This is a genomic window from Mangrovivirga cuniculi, assembly GCF_005166025.1.
GTDB classification, from domain to species: domain Bacteria; phylum Bacteroidota; class Bacteroidia; order Cytophagales; family Cyclobacteriaceae; genus Mangrovivirga; species Mangrovivirga cuniculi.
Genome location: NZ_CP028923.1, coordinates 354,241 through 371,110 on the forward strand (window position 1 = coordinate 354,241; position 16,870 = coordinate 371,110).

General features: G+C 35.1%; 17 protein-coding genes and 1 tRNA gene. 9 read left to right on the forward strand and 9 right to left on the reverse strand.

Annotation, left to right across the window (positions count from 1 at the left end):
• Positions 1-27: 27 nt before the first annotated feature.
• Entirely contained in the window at positions 28-693 is a 666-nt protein-coding gene (locus DCC35_RS01670; RefSeq protein WP_137089152.1) for a transglutaminase-like domain-containing protein, read from the reverse strand.
• 185 nt (positions 694-878) lie between these two features.
• Between DCC35_RS01670 and DCC35_RS01675 the strand changes: the two genes are divergently transcribed.
• The 3 genes from DCC35_RS01675 to DCC35_RS01685 all read left to right on the forward strand — a co-directional run bounded on the left by DCC35_RS01675 (position 879) and on the right by DCC35_RS01685 (position 3,263).
• Complete coding sequence (locus DCC35_RS01675) at positions 879-1,523, forward strand: hypothetical protein (protein ID WP_137089153.1); 645 nt, start codon at positions 879-881, stop codon at positions 1,521-1,523.
• Between the two features lie 21 nt (positions 1,524-1,544).
• Complete coding sequence (locus DCC35_RS01680; protein WP_137089154.1) at positions 1,545-2,570, forward strand: hypothetical protein; 1,026 nt, start codon at positions 1,545-1,547, stop codon at positions 2,568-2,570.
• Between the two features lie 102 nt (positions 2,571-2,672).
• On the forward strand, positions 2,673-3,263 hold the full coding sequence (locus DCC35_RS01685; protein WP_137089155.1) for a hypothetical protein: 591 nt from the start codon (positions 2,673-2,675) through the stop codon (positions 3,261-3,263).
• Between the two features lie 59 nt (positions 3,264-3,322).
• Here DCC35_RS01685 and DCC35_RS01690 read toward each other — a convergent pair whose 3' ends face one another.
• The 5 genes from DCC35_RS01690 to DCC35_RS01705 form a co-directional block, all read right to left on the reverse strand.
• Entirely contained in the window at positions 3,323-3,898 is a 576-nt protein-coding gene (locus tag DCC35_RS01690; protein ID WP_137089156.1) for a lipoprotein signal peptidase, read from the reverse strand.
• Positions 3,895-7,257, reverse strand: coding sequence for an isoleucine--tRNA ligase (ileS, locus tag DCC35_RS01695; protein WP_394347717.1), 3,363 nt, complete (start codon positions 7,255-7,257; stop codon positions 3,895-3,897). Before ileS ends, DCC35_RS01690 begins: the two co-directional genes overlap by 4 nt.
• A gap of 141 nt (positions 7,258-7,398) precedes the next feature.
• Positions 7,399-7,511 (reverse strand) — tRNA-Asp (locus DCC35_RS20530).
• Between the two features lie 617 nt (positions 7,512-8,128).
• Positions 8,129-9,031: a hypothetical protein gene (locus DCC35_RS01700; protein WP_137089157.1), complete on the reverse strand. Its 903-nt coding sequence runs from the start codon at positions 9,029-9,031 to the stop codon at positions 8,129-8,131.
• A gap of 2 nt (positions 9,032-9,033) precedes the next feature.
• Entirely contained in the window at positions 9,034-9,342 is a 309-nt protein-coding gene (locus tag DCC35_RS01705; protein ID WP_137089158.1) for a DUF4286 family protein, read from the reverse strand.
• Positions 9,343-9,472: 130 nt separating this feature from the next.
• On the opposite strand from DCC35_RS01705, the gene DCC35_RS01710 reads away from it, so the two are divergent.
• The 5 genes from DCC35_RS01710 to DCC35_RS01730 all read left to right on the forward strand — a co-directional run bounded on the left by DCC35_RS01710 (position 9,473) and on the right by DCC35_RS01730 (position 13,943).
• Entirely contained in the window at positions 9,473-10,351 is an 879-nt protein-coding gene (locus tag DCC35_RS01710; RefSeq protein WP_137089159.1) for a MerR family transcriptional regulator, read from the forward strand.
• A 212-nt stretch (positions 10,352-10,563) separates the two neighbouring features.
• The gene (locus tag DCC35_RS01715; RefSeq protein WP_137089160.1) at positions 10,564-11,073 is read left to right on the forward strand and encodes an RNA polymerase sigma factor; all 510 of its coding nucleotides are present in this window, start codon (positions 10,564-10,566) and stop codon (positions 11,071-11,073) included.
• 44 nt (positions 11,074-11,117) lie between these two features.
• Positions 11,118-12,608: a phytoene desaturase family protein gene (locus DCC35_RS01720; protein WP_137089161.1), complete on the forward strand. Its 1,491-nt coding sequence runs from the start codon at positions 11,118-11,120 to the stop codon at positions 12,606-12,608.
• A gap of 12 nt (positions 12,609-12,620) precedes the next feature.
• Positions 12,621-13,457 (forward strand): phytoene/squalene synthase family protein, encoded by an 837-nt coding sequence (locus DCC35_RS01725; protein ID WP_137089162.1) that lies wholly within the window; start codon positions 12,621-12,623, stop codon positions 13,455-13,457.
• Between the two features lie 24 nt (positions 13,458-13,481).
• Entirely contained in the window at positions 13,482-13,943 is a 462-nt protein-coding gene (locus tag DCC35_RS01730) for a sterol desaturase family protein (RefSeq protein WP_175402676.1), read from the forward strand.
• An 11-nt stretch (positions 13,944-13,954) separates the two neighbouring features.
• Here the strand turns inward: DCC35_RS01730 and yidD are convergent, their stop codons facing one another.
• Positions 13,955-14,197 (reverse strand): membrane protein insertion efficiency factor YidD, encoded by a 243-nt coding sequence (yidD, locus tag DCC35_RS01735; protein WP_137089163.1) that lies wholly within the window; start codon positions 14,195-14,197, stop codon positions 13,955-13,957.
• A gap of 127 nt (positions 14,198-14,324) precedes the next feature.
• Between yidD and DCC35_RS01740 the strand changes: the two genes are divergently transcribed.
• Positions 14,325-14,822: a Fur family transcriptional regulator gene (locus tag DCC35_RS01740; protein ID WP_137089164.1), complete on the forward strand. Its 498-nt coding sequence runs from the start codon at positions 14,325-14,327 to the stop codon at positions 14,820-14,822.
• 49 nt (positions 14,823-14,871) lie between these two features.
• Here the strand turns inward: DCC35_RS01740 and DCC35_RS01745 are convergent, their stop codons facing one another.
• Positions 14,872-15,855 (reverse strand): peptidoglycan DD-metalloendopeptidase family protein, encoded by a 984-nt coding sequence (locus DCC35_RS01745; protein WP_137089165.1) that lies wholly within the window; start codon positions 15,853-15,855, stop codon positions 14,872-14,874.
• Between the two features lie 56 nt (positions 15,856-15,911).
• Positions 15,912-16,868: an ROK family protein gene (locus tag DCC35_RS01750; RefSeq protein WP_137089166.1), complete on the reverse strand. Its 957-nt coding sequence runs from the start codon at positions 16,866-16,868 to the stop codon at positions 15,912-15,914.
• Positions 16,869-16,870: the final 2 nt, after the last annotated feature.

Below are 16,870 nucleotides of genomic sequence, written 5' to 3' on the forward strand. Positions count from 1 at the left end.
ATTACTTATCCAGAGGTAAAAAAATTTTTAACTGGCAATACCTAATTCAGTACGAATTTCCTGAAAATCGACCACTCCCTGAGTAAAATATTTAGAAAGGTGAGGATATGCAGACCGGAGTTCTGTTAACATTAAATTAAATGGTATGTCTTCAAATGTCCCGTAAAAATGCAAAAACTCAAGTTGCTTCCCCGTCTGGTCATATTGTTGAAAAAACGCATCATTTTCACCATCAAACTCAAGTACAGGAACACCAAGATAATCACACAATGATTTATTAAATGCCGGGGTAAGCTTAACCCATCTTTCATTGAGATAAAGCTCAGCATATCCATGAAACACAAAAACATCTGTTTCAAGGATTTCTTCCAGATTGCTCGTGCCTATATGATTTTTAACATTAGCAAACCCCATTCTGGCAGGAATTCCTTCAGCTCTTGCCGTTGCAACTAATAAAGAAGCTTTTTCTACACAATAGCCATAATTTCTTTCGAGTAAATTACTCGATTGAATTCCCTCTTCAGTAAAGTTTAATTTGTATGGATTATAACGGAAATCATCTCTGATACGATTGTAAAGTGCGATAGCTTTTTCTACTGGAGAATCCAGACCAGAACAGATCTTTTTCGCATAACTTTTTACTTTAGGATGATCACAATTAATATATCTGTAAGCAGAAAGAAACTCTTGCATTATTATTTAAAAAATTTCGATTTTTGGCGATGACTAATATAACAAATAATCAGTAGAAATTTAAACTCAAGCAAACTCATCCTTTTAATAATTATCCATCATTTAGTTTTTTATTTCTTCCCTGTATAATTTTTATAATTTTTATCAAAATAGTATAATTGCAGATCTATCAACCAAAAAATGTGATGTATCGGTTTAATCGATTGCTGACCTTATCAGCATTTTTATTAATTATCTTTTCTAGTTGTAAAACCACTAAAATCAATAAGGAAAGTGGAATTCTTAGCCTAACAAGCTCTGACATTATATTGATAAACACTCTTCCTGTTAATGGTCACAAAGCAATTTCTTTCTATGAATCAGCTAGAGAAAAGCTTATAAAAGCGGGTGTAAAAGAAGTGATTTACCTTCCAGAAGTAGAATTTCAACTATTAGCTTCAGGAATAAAATACGATGATTTAAAACGATCTCCACTGAAAGAGTCTACAAGAATCAGAATTTCTGAAACTTTAGGTGTTGACTACATTATTGAGGCAAAGTTAACAAGTGCACAACGAGGTTCAATATATGGTGTTTCACAAGGAAGTTCATCGCTAAACCCGAAGGACCCGACCTCTTCTAAAGCAGAATTGATGTTTTTAATATCTAACCTTGATAACTCTGCTTTAGATTATAAATTTTCAGTTACTACAAATATTAGTGGATTTTATTATAAAGAAGAAGAAGATGGTGATAAAAATTATCTAAATTTGTCACCGTCTGAATACACTGTAATTATGCAGTCATTTACCGATGGAATAAAAGAAATCTCTAAAAAAGTAAACCAATAATTTTTTACACAATCCTTAAAAATGAAGAATTTTTTAATTGTTGCAGTTTTTATCAGCATAGCATTTTCTATTTACCCTCTTTTACAAAAAACTAACATATCTATTTTTGGAATTGATACTATCAAAGAATCCATCCAAGGATATGATGAAAAGATTGCAGAGTACGATAAAAAAATAAAAGAGCTAAAAGAAAAAGAGAACCTTAGTGAAATTGACCAAACAGTGATTGAGTCAAATGAAACTTTTAGAAATACTTTTGTAGGCGTTAAAAACGTGCAAGAAAAAGAATTGCGCAAAGCTTACGGCATTATTATCGGTACATTGGCACTTTTTGTTTTATTACCTTTTTTAATTTTTGGTGGATCCTCTACAAAAAACCTTAACAATGAGGAAAAAACATGGTTGACGATACCTTTAGAAAACATTAAAAGCCTTGACCTTTCGTTTGATAAGAAAAAGAGGGATGGAAATCAGGATGCCAGTAATATAAATTTCGTAAGCAAAAGAATCCAAATTGAAAATAATACATTAAGCACAAAGGGCTCTACACAATCCACAGCTATGATTATGGCATTTCTGTGTCTACCAGTATTTTATTTTGTTCCTCATTTATATCATTATTTTTCACCCTCAAGTGATGGTGGGTCTTTTATAGATTTATTAGATAATTGGAGAGTTTTAATCACTCCGGTTATATTCCTAATCGTTGGTATTTATCTTTTTATAAGTTTTGGTCCAAAAGCGAAATTTTCAATTAACAAATCCACTGGTCTCATTAAATATAGATCAGGTACAGAAATGGTTACAAGAAATATTTCTGAATTGGAATCTGTCCAAATAAATTCATTCGCCTTATCATCAAATAAAGGACATACGCATCAACAATATGAATTGCAATTAAATTTCACTGATGGTTCTGTTAAAGCATTATTTAATCATACAGGTAAAGAAGAAATGTATGTGGATGCGATAAAAACAGCGCGTTTTACAAATAAGCCCTTAGTCGATCCTGTTCGTGCAGTTGAATCTAACCCTCATTTTATTTAGCAAAAATTGGCATTTGCCTTAACAGTTTTTAAATGTAATCTATCTTTAAAGGAAGATCTCAGAAATATATTTGTTGCATAATCAATCAACAAAACTAATACAATGAGATTTTCCTTATTACTTCTTTTAATGTCATTATTGTCTGCAATTAATATACTCGGACAGGAAAATGACAAAAAATTAAACTTTTCTGTTGAGGCAGGTCACCTATCAGGAATAGGAAACGTTCGACACACAGAAGACATCTACCACGAGAATTTCATGAAAGGCTCCAGACTAAGGTTTGTTCTGGGATATGAACTAAATGATTATTTCTCAACAGGACTTGGTTTTGGGCTAGACGGCTATAAAAGCAATTACTCTTTTAGTGAGCCCTATTACAATACAGCTCCTCTTTTTATCGAATTTAATGGGAAGCTGAGAAAATCAGGCAATACTCCTGATGCATCTATTAAATTTGGAAATTCCATTAAATTTAGTGAAAGCTTTGAATCAGGCCTCCACTTCTCTTTCGATGTGGGTTATTCAATCAAATGGAATAAAATAAAGATAAGACCATCCTTGGGTTATAATATTCAGCAGATCAGAAATGCTAATATTGAGATTTATGATGAAAGCAATAATAACTTAAGTTCATATGACAGTAATATCCTTCTGAAAAGCCTGTCATTTAATCTGCGATTTACTTTCTAAACCTATACAGGTACAATTAAAAAGGCTAGTTGAAATTTAAACTAGCCTTTTTTATATCCTTAGTCGTTAAAGAACCTTTTCTTATTAATAAATATTAGCACTACCCCGACGAAAATACAAGAGTCGGCAATATTAAATACAGGCCTGAAAAACTGAAAACTATCTCCTCCCCAATAAGGAACCCATTCTGGAAAGGTGGTATTTATCATAGGAAAGTAAAGCATATCAATAACCTGTCCGTGAAATAATGGAAACAGGGCTCCATACATTACATTTCCTTCTAAAAAAACACCATAGAACGTACTATCGATCACATTGCCCAGTGCACCTCCAAGTATTAATGCGATTGCATATAACAGTCCATCGTGAACACCCTTTTTATATAGATAGTAAATGTAGTACCCAATCGCTCCGACAGCAATAATTCTGAAAGTGGTAAGAATTAACTTTCCGTATTCAAAATCCATTTTCCAGCCAAAAGCCATTCCCGGATTTAATGTATAGTGTAGCTTAAACCAATCGCCTATAACGTTGATATCTTCACCCTGATACATATTATGATAAACCCACATTTTACTGGCCTGATCGACAATAATGACCAATAGCGTGAGAAGGTAAAACTTTGTTAATTTCACTTTTCTACTTCAATGTTTATTTTAATAGTATAATCATCAATCTGGAGTTCTTCGCCGTTTCCATTAACTCCGGATTCAACAAGTGATAACGCCTGTGTTTCAGAACATATGTATTCTTTATGTGCAGATACGGCTTCTTTAACTACGCTATCTGATGATTCAAAAATTATATTAATCTTATCCTGAACTTCCAGGCCTTTATCTTTTCGAAGATTCTGGATCCTGTTAACCAGGTCTCTGGCAAAACCTTCTTTTCTTAATTCGTCAGTTATTGTGATATCAAGAGCAACTGTAACTCCTTTTTCACTTGCTACCGCCCAACCTGGAATATCATCTGAAGTGATTTCAACATCTTCCAATGTTAACTTAATCTCTTCTCCTCCAACAGTGATTTGGTATTCATTTTGCTGCTCCAGAGTTTTAATATCATCCTGGTCAAACTTTGAAATTTCCTTGGTGATATCTTTCATTAGCGGACCATATTCTTTACCTAATTTCCTAAAATTAGGTTTGATACGCTTTACGATCACACCAGACTCTTCATCAAGTAATTCTACCTCTTTAACATTTACCTCAGACTTAACTATATCTTCAACAGCAGCAATGTACTGAGCAGTCTTTTCATTTAAAGCCGGCACCATTACCTTTTGTAACGGCTGACGAACCTTAATCTTATTTTTCTTCCTGATAGAATGAACAAGTGATGAAATATGCTGAGCAAGATACATTCTTTCTTCGAGTTCTTTATCCACAAGAGTTTCATCTATTTCAGGAAAATCACTTAAATGTACACTAATTACCTCTCCATTATCCTTGCTGGCGATTAATAAATCTCTGTAAAGCTTATCTGCATAAAAAGGTGCTACAGGTGATGCAAGTTTTGAGATAGTAAACAAGCATTTATATAAGGTATAATATGCTGCTTTTTTATCTTCATTCAGGTCGCCTCTCCAGAATCGTTTTCTGTTAAGTCGCACATACCAGTTACTCAGGTCGTCGATAACAAAATCCTGAATTAATCTGGTAGCCCTGGTAGGTTCATAATCTGTAAATGCAGAATCAACATCTTTGATAAGAGAATTCAACTTACTGATTACCCAACGATCACTTTCCGTCAATGCATTAATTACTCCTTTGTCTTCAGCAAACTCGTAATTATCAAGGTTAGCATAAAGAGCAAAGAAAGAATATGTATTATGTAGAGTGCCAAAGAACCTTCTTTGTACTTCCTGAACACCTTCAAGGTTAAATTTCAGGTTATCCCACGGATTCGCATTAGAGATCATATACCAGCGAGTAGCATCCGGACCATATTGCGAAAGTGTTTCGAATGGGTTGATTACATTACCCACTCTCTTTGACATCTTATTTCCGTTCTTGTCCAGGACAAGACCATTTGAAATAACATTTTTATATGCTACAGAATCAAATAGTAATCCCGCTATTGCATGAAGAGTAAAAAACCATCCCCGAGTTTGATCAACACCCTCTGCAATGAAATCAGCAGGGAAGTTCTTATCAAATGTCTCATGATTCTCAAATGGATAATGCCATTGAGCATAAGGCATGGCACCACTGTCAAACCAAACGTCGATTAGATCAGGCTCACGGAACATCTTTTGTCCTGTAGAACTGACTAATACAACATCGTCAACATATGGTCTGTGTAGATCAAAATCTTCAGCTATTTGCTCAGACATAAAGCCAGCATCGATCGACTTCTGAACTTCATCTCTAAGTTCCTGAATAGATCCGATGCACTTTTCTTCTGATTTATCTTCTGAAACCCAGATCGGAAGTGGAGTTCCCCAGTATCTTGATCTGGACAAGTTCCAGTCTACCAGGTTTTCAAGCCAGTTACCAAATCTGCCTTCACCGGTTGATGCCGGTTTCCAGTTAATAGTTTTATTTAATTCTACCAGTCTGTCTTTTAAGGCAGTAGTTTTTATAAACCAGCTATCCATTGGATAATAAAGAACAGGCTTATCAGTTCTCCAGCAATGTGGATAACTGTGCTCGTACTTCTCTACCTTAAACGCTTTATTCTCTTCTTTTAATTTTATCGCAATTAAAACGTCGGTTGATTTATAATCAGGATCAGACTCATCTTCACCGGTATAATTTTTTACATATTTTCCGGCAAAATCAGTTATTTCCTCAACAAAGCGGCCCTGGCGATCAACGATAGGCAGCTCCTTACCATCTTTATCCTTAACAAAGATTCCTTCGACGTTATTTTGAACTGAAACCCTATAGTCATCCGCACCAAAAGATTTTGCCAGGTGAACAATACCTGTACCATCTTCTGTTGTTACATAGTCTGCTTCCAAAACAGAAAAAGCAGGCTTCTCCAGTTTTATATAAGGTAGTAGCTGTTCATAATCAATTCCAACCAGCTCCTTACCGGTGAATTCATCTGTTACCTCATAAGGTATTTTCTTATCTCCAGGTTTAAAGTCTTTAAGACTAAGGTCTGCATGCTTTGGATTGAAGTAGGCAGAAATTCGGTCGGTAGCTAAGATTAATGAAACCGGAAGATTGGTATATGGGTTATACGTTTTAACTTTTGAGTATCTTATTTTTTCTCCTACAGCCAGAGAGTTATTTGCAGGTAAAGTCCATGGAGTTGTTGTCCAGGCTAAAAAGAAAACATCTTCATTTCCATCGAATAAAAATTCTGACTTCTCATTCTTCTCAACTTTAAACTGAGCAGTAATAGAAGTGTCCTTCACCATTTTATAGGTGCCTGGCTGGTTTAGCTCGTGAGAACTAAGACCTGTACCTGCTGCTGGAGAAAATGGTTGAATCGTATATCCTTTATAAAGAAGACCTTTATCGTAAAACTTCTTGAGCAAATGCCACAAGGTTTCCATGTATTTACGGTCAAAAGTGATGTACGGATCATCAAGATCAACCCAATATCCCATCCTTTCGGTAAGGTCATCCCATTCACTTTTAAATTTCATTACCGCTTCGCGGCATCTGGCATTATATTCTTCGACGGTAATTTTCGTACCTATATCTTCTTTCGTAATTCCTAATTCTTTTTCAACCTGAAGCTCAACAGGTAATCCGTGGGTATCCCAACCACCTTTACGCTTAACCTGCATTCCTTTAAGCGTTTTAAATCGACAGAACAAATCTTTTACTGTTCTGGCCATCACGTGGTGTATACCGGGAGTTCCGTTAGCAGAAGGAGGTCCTTCGTAAAAAGTAAATGAAGGAGCACCTTCACGGTTATCAACCGATGCCTCAAACACTTTATTTTCCTTCCAATAAGCCAGCATCTCATCTGCCAGCTTCGCATAGTCAGGTTGTTTATACTCAGGGTACTTCACTGCAATAATTTTAATTTTCAATAAGTTGCAAATTTAATGACGTAATAATAAGAATTGAGGTTTTTCTCGGGTTTTTTGAAAAGGACATAAAAAAAGCGCCTCCTCGGCGCTGACCTATGTTAAAGGTGGACACTCCTCGCGTCCTTTTTTATTAATAATAGCTGGCTGTAGGAGGAGGAGTCGAACCTCCACGAAGTGGTTAGCCTCTTGCGAGATTTATCCCAAACCTTCACCCCGAGACAGGAGGGCATGTCTGCCAATTTCATCACCCTACAGTATGAGTAAGGAATATTCCTTAAAGTGTTTTATTTAAAAGTGTTGTTTTCACTTTATTGCTGTAGAGGGAGGAGTCGAACCTCCACGAAGTGGTTAGTCTCTTACGAGATTTGTCCCAAGCCTTCACCCCCGAGACAGGAGGGCATGTCTGCCTGTTTCATCACCCTACAGTGTAGCTTAATATCCGGAAGCATTTCTTCCTTTGGTTTTTTAAAGTGTTTCCTTCACTTTGTTGCTGTAGAGGGAGGAGTCGAACCTCCACGAAGTGGTTAGCCTCTTGCGAGATTTATCCTAAGCCTTCACCCCCGAGACAGGAGGGTATGTCTGCCAGTTTCATCACCCTACAGTGTAAAAACGAAATTTTAAATATTTACCTCGTTTGGTTATTACAAATATCATTAATTGTAAATAATTATGCAAATACCGCAACAAAATAATTTAAATTTTACAAAACAGATAATTACAAGATCATAATTTGATCATATTAACAGACGATTTTCAATTTTTCTCTAATTTTTTAAGAATTTATTAATCTGAGGGAGTATAGATTTTTTAGAGAGGATAAAAAGCCTAATGAAATATTATAAAATTTTCATCAGGTAAAACTATATTTTGACTAACTGTTGTTATTTGCAAACAAAATACTCTTAGATGGAAAGAAAGGAGTTTCTTCAATTCTGGCTAGTTCTTTTCCGTCATCGGAAATTATTATTATGTCTTTAACCCAAAATTCTTTTTCAACAATGAGATCAGTCCATTGATAAGAATAAAAAACTTTCTTATCAAGATTGTGATATCCATGAAATATCGGAAGTGGAGTTGATGGGGTCATTGGAATATCTCCGGCTTTATTTACCGAACCAGACCCAATAATCATCAATTCTGTTTCAAGACTTTTGATATCATCCGAATCAATATTGCGCTTAAGATTAAGCCTGAGAGATTTCATAAACGCGTCAAACCGATTCCTTTTACCATTTAAGTAAATTTGATGCGATTCCTGACTTTTAAAAATATGGGATAAACGTAATTTTAACCGTTCGGCATTTTCAGTTTTGGTTGCTTCAAACTCCTTAAATAATCCAAAAACTCTCACACGAATCGGGAACTTACCCGGTTCATGGATTGAGGAATAATCAATAGTAATAAAATAGTTAAAAAAATTATCGGCGTGTTCGAGAATCATTTTCAGGTCATCAAAATCTCCCGAATTAGAGTCTCTGATATTTTTAAATTTATTAATAGCCGTACTTAGATCATTTTGCAATCCCTCGCTATCAAAATATGCGTCCTCCCCGTCTACTTGAAGCCTGACAATATTATCTATTTCTACAGATTGAAGAACTGTGTACAGCTTATGAAGTAACTGTATTGCTTCGAACGATTCCTTTTCTACTTTTTCTGAAAAAACCCCGGCAGTTATATAATGAAATAGCTTTTTTACCGAAGAATCGGGCTTTACACTTTCTATAACTGTTTCTTTCGAAGGGTCTACCAATATGTCTCCCTGAAAAAACATGATTAAACAATTTGCTCTAACAGAGTTCTGAAGGATACATGTCGATCTTTATATTTTTCATAATGCTCATTAATAAGGTCCGGAGCATGGTTTTCGAGGTATTCGTTGATTTTATTTATATCCTCAGCAAAATATTGAATAGAAAAAGTTGTGCCTTCAACGCCACTTTCTTCATTTAAAAGTCTGAACATTTTATACTCTTTAAACATTCCTGTATTCAAGACTTTTGGAATATGACTGGTTTTCATCCAATCCAACCATTCCTCTTCTATATCTTTATCTACATTAACTGTAACACTGTATAAAACCATTTGCCTTTTTTTTTGTTAATATGTAAATATACGATTCAATGATAAAAAAATACTTTATATATTTGATCATTTGAATCTTTTCATAACTATCAAAATATAAATAAAATCGCTTAATAACGGCAGGTAGAAGATGGTAAAATATTCGATTAAAGATTTAGAGCAGTTAAGTGGTATAAAAGCGCATACTCTCAGAATTTGGGAGCAACGATATAATATATTAAATCCTCAGCGAACAGTTACAAATATTCGCTATTATACAGACAAAGATCTCAAAAGTCTTTTAAATATCGCTCTACTTAATCAACACGGCTATAAAATTTCCAAAATAGCTGAAATGCCGAAAGATGAGCGTAATGAAATAATAAAAGACCTTGTCAAAAAGCCTGAAAACACTTCTTCACAAGTTAATAGTCTTACGGTTTCCATGCTGGAGCTGGATGAGATTGGTTTCGAAGAAAAGTTAAACAAGGCTATTCAAAGTATTGGTTTGGAACAGACTATGCTAAAGGTTCTATTGCCTTTTATGCAAAAAATAGGTGTTTTATGGCAAATAGGATCGATCAATCCCGCCCAGGAACATTTTATTTCAAATCTTATTATTCAAAAAATATATGCCGCAATAGATAGGTTAGGTCCTTATTACGCGGAGAATGATAAAAAAACATTTCTTTTATGGCTTGCTGAAGGCGAATATCATGAACTTATGCTTCTATTTGCTAATTACCTTTTAAAATCAAGAGGGTATAAGGTGATCTATCTTGGAGCTAATCTTCCATTCGAAGATCTTAAAACGATTTTTGAGCAGCATACCCCAGATGTTCTCTTCACTGTTTTTACTACATCCAATCTTCCTTACGACGTTTCTAAGTATGTCGAAGAATTGGTAAATATTTCCGGTAAAAGCGAGGTTTTGGTTTCAGGAAGCCAATTAGTAGATGTTGAAGCACAATTACCAAATAAGGTAAGAATCATTCCTTCACTAGACAATTTCATCTCCATGATTAGTTAATCAGCCAGTAACTAATCTATAATCCTTAAACAGTTTTTTAAATATCAGTCTTGAGGCTTAAGTATATAAGCCTTAAATGCTCCTATCGTTCATTTTAATAGGTAACTATAGGTGTAGAACATAAATTGTTCCAACAAATGTTTAACTTTTATTTGACATTAGTTAAACAATGTGTATATTTGTTTAAGAGATGTTCACAAAAGTTAAACATTATGACTGCATTAGAATTCGGATACAGATTAAACAGTTTAAGAGTTTTTCTTAAGCCATACGCTTACAGACTAACCAGAGACAATGATGAAGCCAATGATCTATTACAGGAAACGGTTCTGAAGGCTTTTAGTAACAGAGAAAAATTTTCAGAAGGTACCAATATCAAGGCATGGTTATATACCATTATGAAAAACACCTTCATTACAAATTACCAAAAGAAAGTCAGACAAAAAACCTTTGTAGATAAGACTGACAACGATCACTACATCAACAGTTCCAAGCACACAATCGAAAATGGTGCTTATGGTAATTTTAAAATGAAAGACATTAAAAGGTCAATTAAAAAGCTTGATGATAATTACAAAATTCCTTTTATGATGCACTATAAAGGATATAAATATTATGAGATAGCTGAGCATTTAAATGTACCTATAGGAACTGTTAAAAACAGAATTCACCTTGCAAGAAAAGAATTAAAAGAAATGTTACAGGTTTATAGAACCGTTTAAGGTATCTTAAATTCTAATTCTTATATTGTTTTCTAAAAGGTTTAATGGAAAGAAGGAAATATGATGCCGTTGTAATCGGTAGTGGTTTTAGTGGTCTGGCTGCAGCGTGTTATCTTGCCAAAGATGGATTTAAGACAGCTATCGTAGAAAAAAATGATTCGCTCGGGGGAAGAGCAAGACAATTTTCTGAGGAAGGTTTTGTTTTCGACATGGGTCCTTCATGGTATTGGATGCCTGATGTGTTTGAGCATTTCTTTTCCTCATTTGGCAAATCACCTTCTGACTATTATAACCTTATTCGTCTTGATCCAAGTTATAAAGTCATATATAAAAATTCAGACATTGATATCCCGGCTCAATGGAGTGAATTAAAAACACTGTTTGATAAATTAGAACCCGGCTCTTCTAAACATTTAGAAGAATTTATGCGTCAGGCAGAAATTAAGTATAAAGTCGGCATGAAAGATTTCGTTTATAAGCCGGGACATTCTTTTACGGAGTTTTTAGATTTTGATCTTCTCAAAAAAGCTACAAAACTCGACATCTTCTCTTCTATCGGTTCTCATATACGAAAGTTTTTTAATAATAAGGAATTGATCCAGCTTATGGAGTTTCCTATTTTATTTTTAGGTGCATTACCCAAAAACACGCCTTCGCTTTATTCAATGATGAATTACGCCGATATGAAACTAGGAACCTGGTATCCGGAAGGCGGAATGCATAAAATAATTGAAGGAATGGTTTCATTAGCCAGGGAGCTTGGTGTAGAAATTTTTACTGGTGAAGAGGTTAAAAACGTAGAAATATCAAACAACACAATTTCCGGATTATTAACTTCTTCGTCTGTTTTCGAAGCGGATAATATTATTTGCTCGGCGGACTACCATCATTTTGAACAACATATACTCCCAAAATCATATCGCAGATACACAGAAAAATACTGGGACAAAAGAAAGCTTGCTCCGAGTTGTCTCCTTTTTTATATTGGAGTTGACAAAAAGTTAAATAATCTTGAGCATCATAATTTATTTTTTGATGCAGATTTTGAAAAACATACAGAGGCCATTTATGGTGATGTAAAATGGCCTGAGGATCCTCTCTTTTACACGTGTGTTCCTTCGAAAACAGATCCAACTGTCGCCCCAAAAGGAAAAGAAAATATTTTTATTTTGATTCCTATGGCACCAGGATTAATAGAAAATGACGATATTAGTGAGAAGTACTATGATATAGTGATGAGCAGGCTGGAGAAGCACTGCGGAGAAAACATTAAGGATCACGTGATTTATAAGCGCAGTTATGGAGCCAATAACTTCATTTCTGATTATCACGCCTATAAAGGAAATGCCTATGGGCTGGCAAACACTTTAGATCAGACAGCTATCCTCAAACCGAAAATGAAAAACAATAAACTAACAAACCTGTTATATACAGGACAACTTACTGTCCCGGGACCCGGTGTACCACCAAGCTTAATTTCAGGAGAAATTGTAGCTTCAGAAATAATTAAATATAAGTCCGGACAGTTAGCATAAATATTCAGCTCTATGATTGAACTTTTCCATAAATCAGCATTTGAGTGTAGTAAAAGAATAACTGAACTATACAGCACTTCTTTTACTCTTGGCATCAAAACGCTGAGCAAAAGGTATCACAACCCCATTTTCGGTATTTATGGCTTCGTAAGATATGCAGACGAGATAGTTGATACCTTTCATCATCTGGATAAAGAAAAGACACTAAATCTTTTTGAAGAAAACACTTACAAAGCAATCGAGGAAAAATTCAGCATGAATCCTGTGCTTCACAGTTTTCAATTAGTAGTAAATGAATATTCAATTGAAAAGGAACTCATTGAAGCATTCCTGAAAAGTATGAGAATGGATATTTATGCTTCTACATATAATGATTCTGCTTATGGAGAATATATTTATGGCAGTGCTGAAGTAGTAGGCCTAATGTGTTTACGTGTTTTTTGTGAAGGGAATAATTCAGAATATGAAAAATTAAAGCCTCATGCAATGAGTCTTGGTTCTGCATTTCAAAAGGTAAACTTCCTTCGTGACCTGAAATCTGATTTTGAAGAAAGAGGAAGAGTCTATTTTCCCGAGGTTGATTTCAACTCCTTTTCACAAGATGAAAAATGCGAAATCGAAAAGGATATCGAAAAGGATTTTGATCATGCGCTGGAGGGAATAATTAATCTTCCAGATGGAGCCCGTGCAGGGGTTTATTTAGCATATTTATATTATAGAAAGCTCTTCAATAAAATAAAAAAATGCCCTCCTCATCTTATTCTTGAAAACAGGGTTAGAATTCCAAACTTCACTAAATTAGTACTTTTAGGCAGCACTTATTTTAAATATCAACTAAGAGTTATTTAATTTGCTATTAAACATTTAGGAGGTATGTGGGATATTATATTTAAATCTTTCATTGTCGTTGGCACTTTTTTATTCATGGAAGGTGTAGCCTGGTTTACGCATAAATATGTGATGCATGGATTTTTGTGGTCCTGGCATAAGTCGCACCATTCTTATCATAACCATGCTCTTGAGAGAAATGACCTTTTTGCTTTAGTCTTTAGCATTCCGGCAATTTTACTTTTCGTAATTGGATCTGAGTTTCCTCAATTTCATATATTGATTTATTTTGCTATCGGAATTACGGCATATGGGATTTTCTATGTCCTGTTTCACGACATATTAGTTCATCAGAGAATAAAATTCCGATATCGAGTTAAAAACAATTATCTTAGAAGAATGATTCATGCACATTATGTGCATCATGAAAAGAGAACTAAGGAAGATTGCGAAGCATTTGGGTTTCTTTACGCACCCAAAAAATACGATTTGAAGCAAAAGAACTAACAGCTAATCGTTTAATCGTTTTTGGGTGGCACAGGATCATGGCCGCTCCCTCCCCACGGATGACATCTGGAAATGCGTTTTAATCCCAGCCATAATCCTTTCCACGGCCCATGCACCTGAACAGATTTAACCATATAAGTGCTACAGCTTGGGCTATATCTACAGGCACCGGGAATAAACGGAGAGATCATCCCTTTGTATATATAGGTTAACCCTATAAAAAATTTCGAAAAAATTAAGTTAATAACCTTCATACTAAATGGTTAAACCCTTAAAGAGATAAAAACGTTACATCAATTGAGCATAAGACTTGCAAAGATTAATAAAAATATCAATTTTTGACTTTATTACAGTCGCGTTACATCGCGAATAAATTTAAATATGGGAAACAAAGGACTATCACCGGAAAAGCACGAAGAAATAAAGAATATTTTTACCAGCTTTCTCGAAGAGAAAAAGCTGCGTAAAACACCTGAACGATTTGCTATTCTAGAAGAGATTTATAGCAATGAAGGCCACTTTGATGTTGAGTCTTTGTATATCAACATGAAAAATAAAAATTACAGAGTGAGTCGTGCTACGGTTTACAATACTCTCGATCTTTTACTTGAGTGCAGCCTGGTTACAAAACATCAGTTTGGCAAAAACCTTTCACTCTATGAAAAGTCACATGCCTATAGGCAGCATGATCATGTGATTTGCACTAAAACAAATCAAATATTTGAATTTTGTGACCCGAGGATCCAGGCAATTCAAAAACTAGTAGAAGACACTTTTGATTTCACCGTCACCAGCCATACACTTTACTTTTATGGCTATCTAAATTCTGCCAAAGAAAAATCAGTCGAAGATTCGAAGAAAGAAGTTCAGGAAAAATAAAAAAGCCGGCTATACCGGCTTTTTAAATATTTTAAACTCACTACTTCAATTACAATCCCATCGTTTTATTAACCTCTTTCCCTTTCTTTAAAATATCTGCATATTCTTCCGGGGTGATATCTTGTAAGAAAAAGTGAACAGGGTTTAGTGGTCTACCCTTTGATCCCTTGAGAACTTCGTAATGTAAATGAGGGCCTGTTGATTTGCCGGTATTACCAACTTCGGCAATTTGTTGTCCTCGGACCACCGTATCACCCTTTTTTACTAAAAATTTATTCAAATGGGCATATCTGGTTTTATATCCAAAGCCATGATCGATTATAATTTCTTTTCCATAACCCCAGGCATTGGTTCTTACTTTCACGACTTTTCCATTACCAGTAGCATATACTGGAGTTCCTATTGGAGCCGCCATGTCTATGCCATCATGACCTCTTCTTGTTCCGTAATGTGGATCAATTCGGGTACCGTATCCTGACGCTAAATAATATTTGTCTTTATCTAAAGGCTGGATAGCAGGCATACTTTTTAGCTTTTCTTCAGCGCTGATTGCAGATTTTAATAATTCTCCATGAGAAGCTTCCTGAACCATTGCACGGCGTTTAAGCTTGTCGATTCGCCTTGACAAATTGATATAAACTTCCGAATATTGAAGGTGATCACTTTTTAAATTTTTATATCTTTCTGAACCACCAACACCAGCGATTCGATAATCTTCTGGTAAAGGATCGACCCCCATAATTGTCCTGTATATTTCATCATCATTTCTCTCTAAAGATGAGATCACATGATCAAGGGTATCAAGTTTAGACTGATATAAATCGAAATGAGTTTCGAGCTCAGATACTCTTTCTTTTAAGATAATTTCTTCTGGAGAATCGAAAATGGCATTATAACCAAAGAGCATTAAAGCACCTGAAATAACTGATAAGATAAAAAAACCCAGGATGTTATAAACAACATCTGACTTACGGACCCTTACTTTTTCATATTTGCAAGTTTCAGGATCATAGTAGTACTTAATTTTTTTCATTTGTTGGCTGCAGTTGAAAAAATTAAATTTCCTGTTAAAAGGACGTAATATAACAATTATTGATATTCATTCCAAATTAAGGCAGCCGCACCCAGGATTGCTGCATTCATATCCATTAGTCCACTTGGCAAAATTTCGACCTTCCCTTTATAGATTGTCATAAGGTGTTCTTCGAAACTTTTTCTGGTCGGTTCAAATAAAAGGTCTCCGCTACTAACTAGTCCTCCTGCCAGATAAATAGCTTTTGGTTCTGAAAAAGCCACAAAATCAGCAAGTGATCTACCTAAAATATAACCTGTTTTCTCAAAGGCTGCTTTAGCTACTTCATCCCCTTTTAATGCTTCCTCGGTTATTTCTTCCCCGTGAAAATCATTAATTCCAAGATCTCTGAATTTACTATGTGCTTTTTTTACCGCAAGCATCTCAAGCAGGGTTCTTTTAAGGCCGGTAGAGGAGCAATAGGTTTCCAGGCATCCCTTTTTACCGCAACCACACTCTCTTCCATTATCTATTGCTCTTGTGTGACCAAGTTCTCCCGCGAATCCATTGTTTCCATAGACCAGTTTATTATTAATAACTATCCCGGAACCAAGACCTGTGCCGAGTGTAATAGTTATAAATTCGGATACTCCCTTTGCTGCACCAAAAATTCCTTCGCCAAAGGCACTTGCGTTGGCATCATTTGTGAGTATAGCTGGAATGTTTGGAAATATGGGTTTTAGTTTATCTATCAACGGCACAACACCTTTCCATTCTAAATTTGCTGCATGCTCTATCGTCCCTCTATAATAATTACCATTAGGAACCCCAATACCTATTCCGATTAATTCGCACTCACCGATTTCGTCTACTAATTTATCTACTTCGGTTTTTACCTTTTTCAGGTAATCGTCTATATCGGAATGGCCTTTGGTTGGCAATTTAGATTGCACCGGACAGTTACCTTTTTGATCAACAAGCCCTAGCTTGGTATAGGTTCCCCCGATGTCAATCCCTACAGCAAATTTTTTCATGT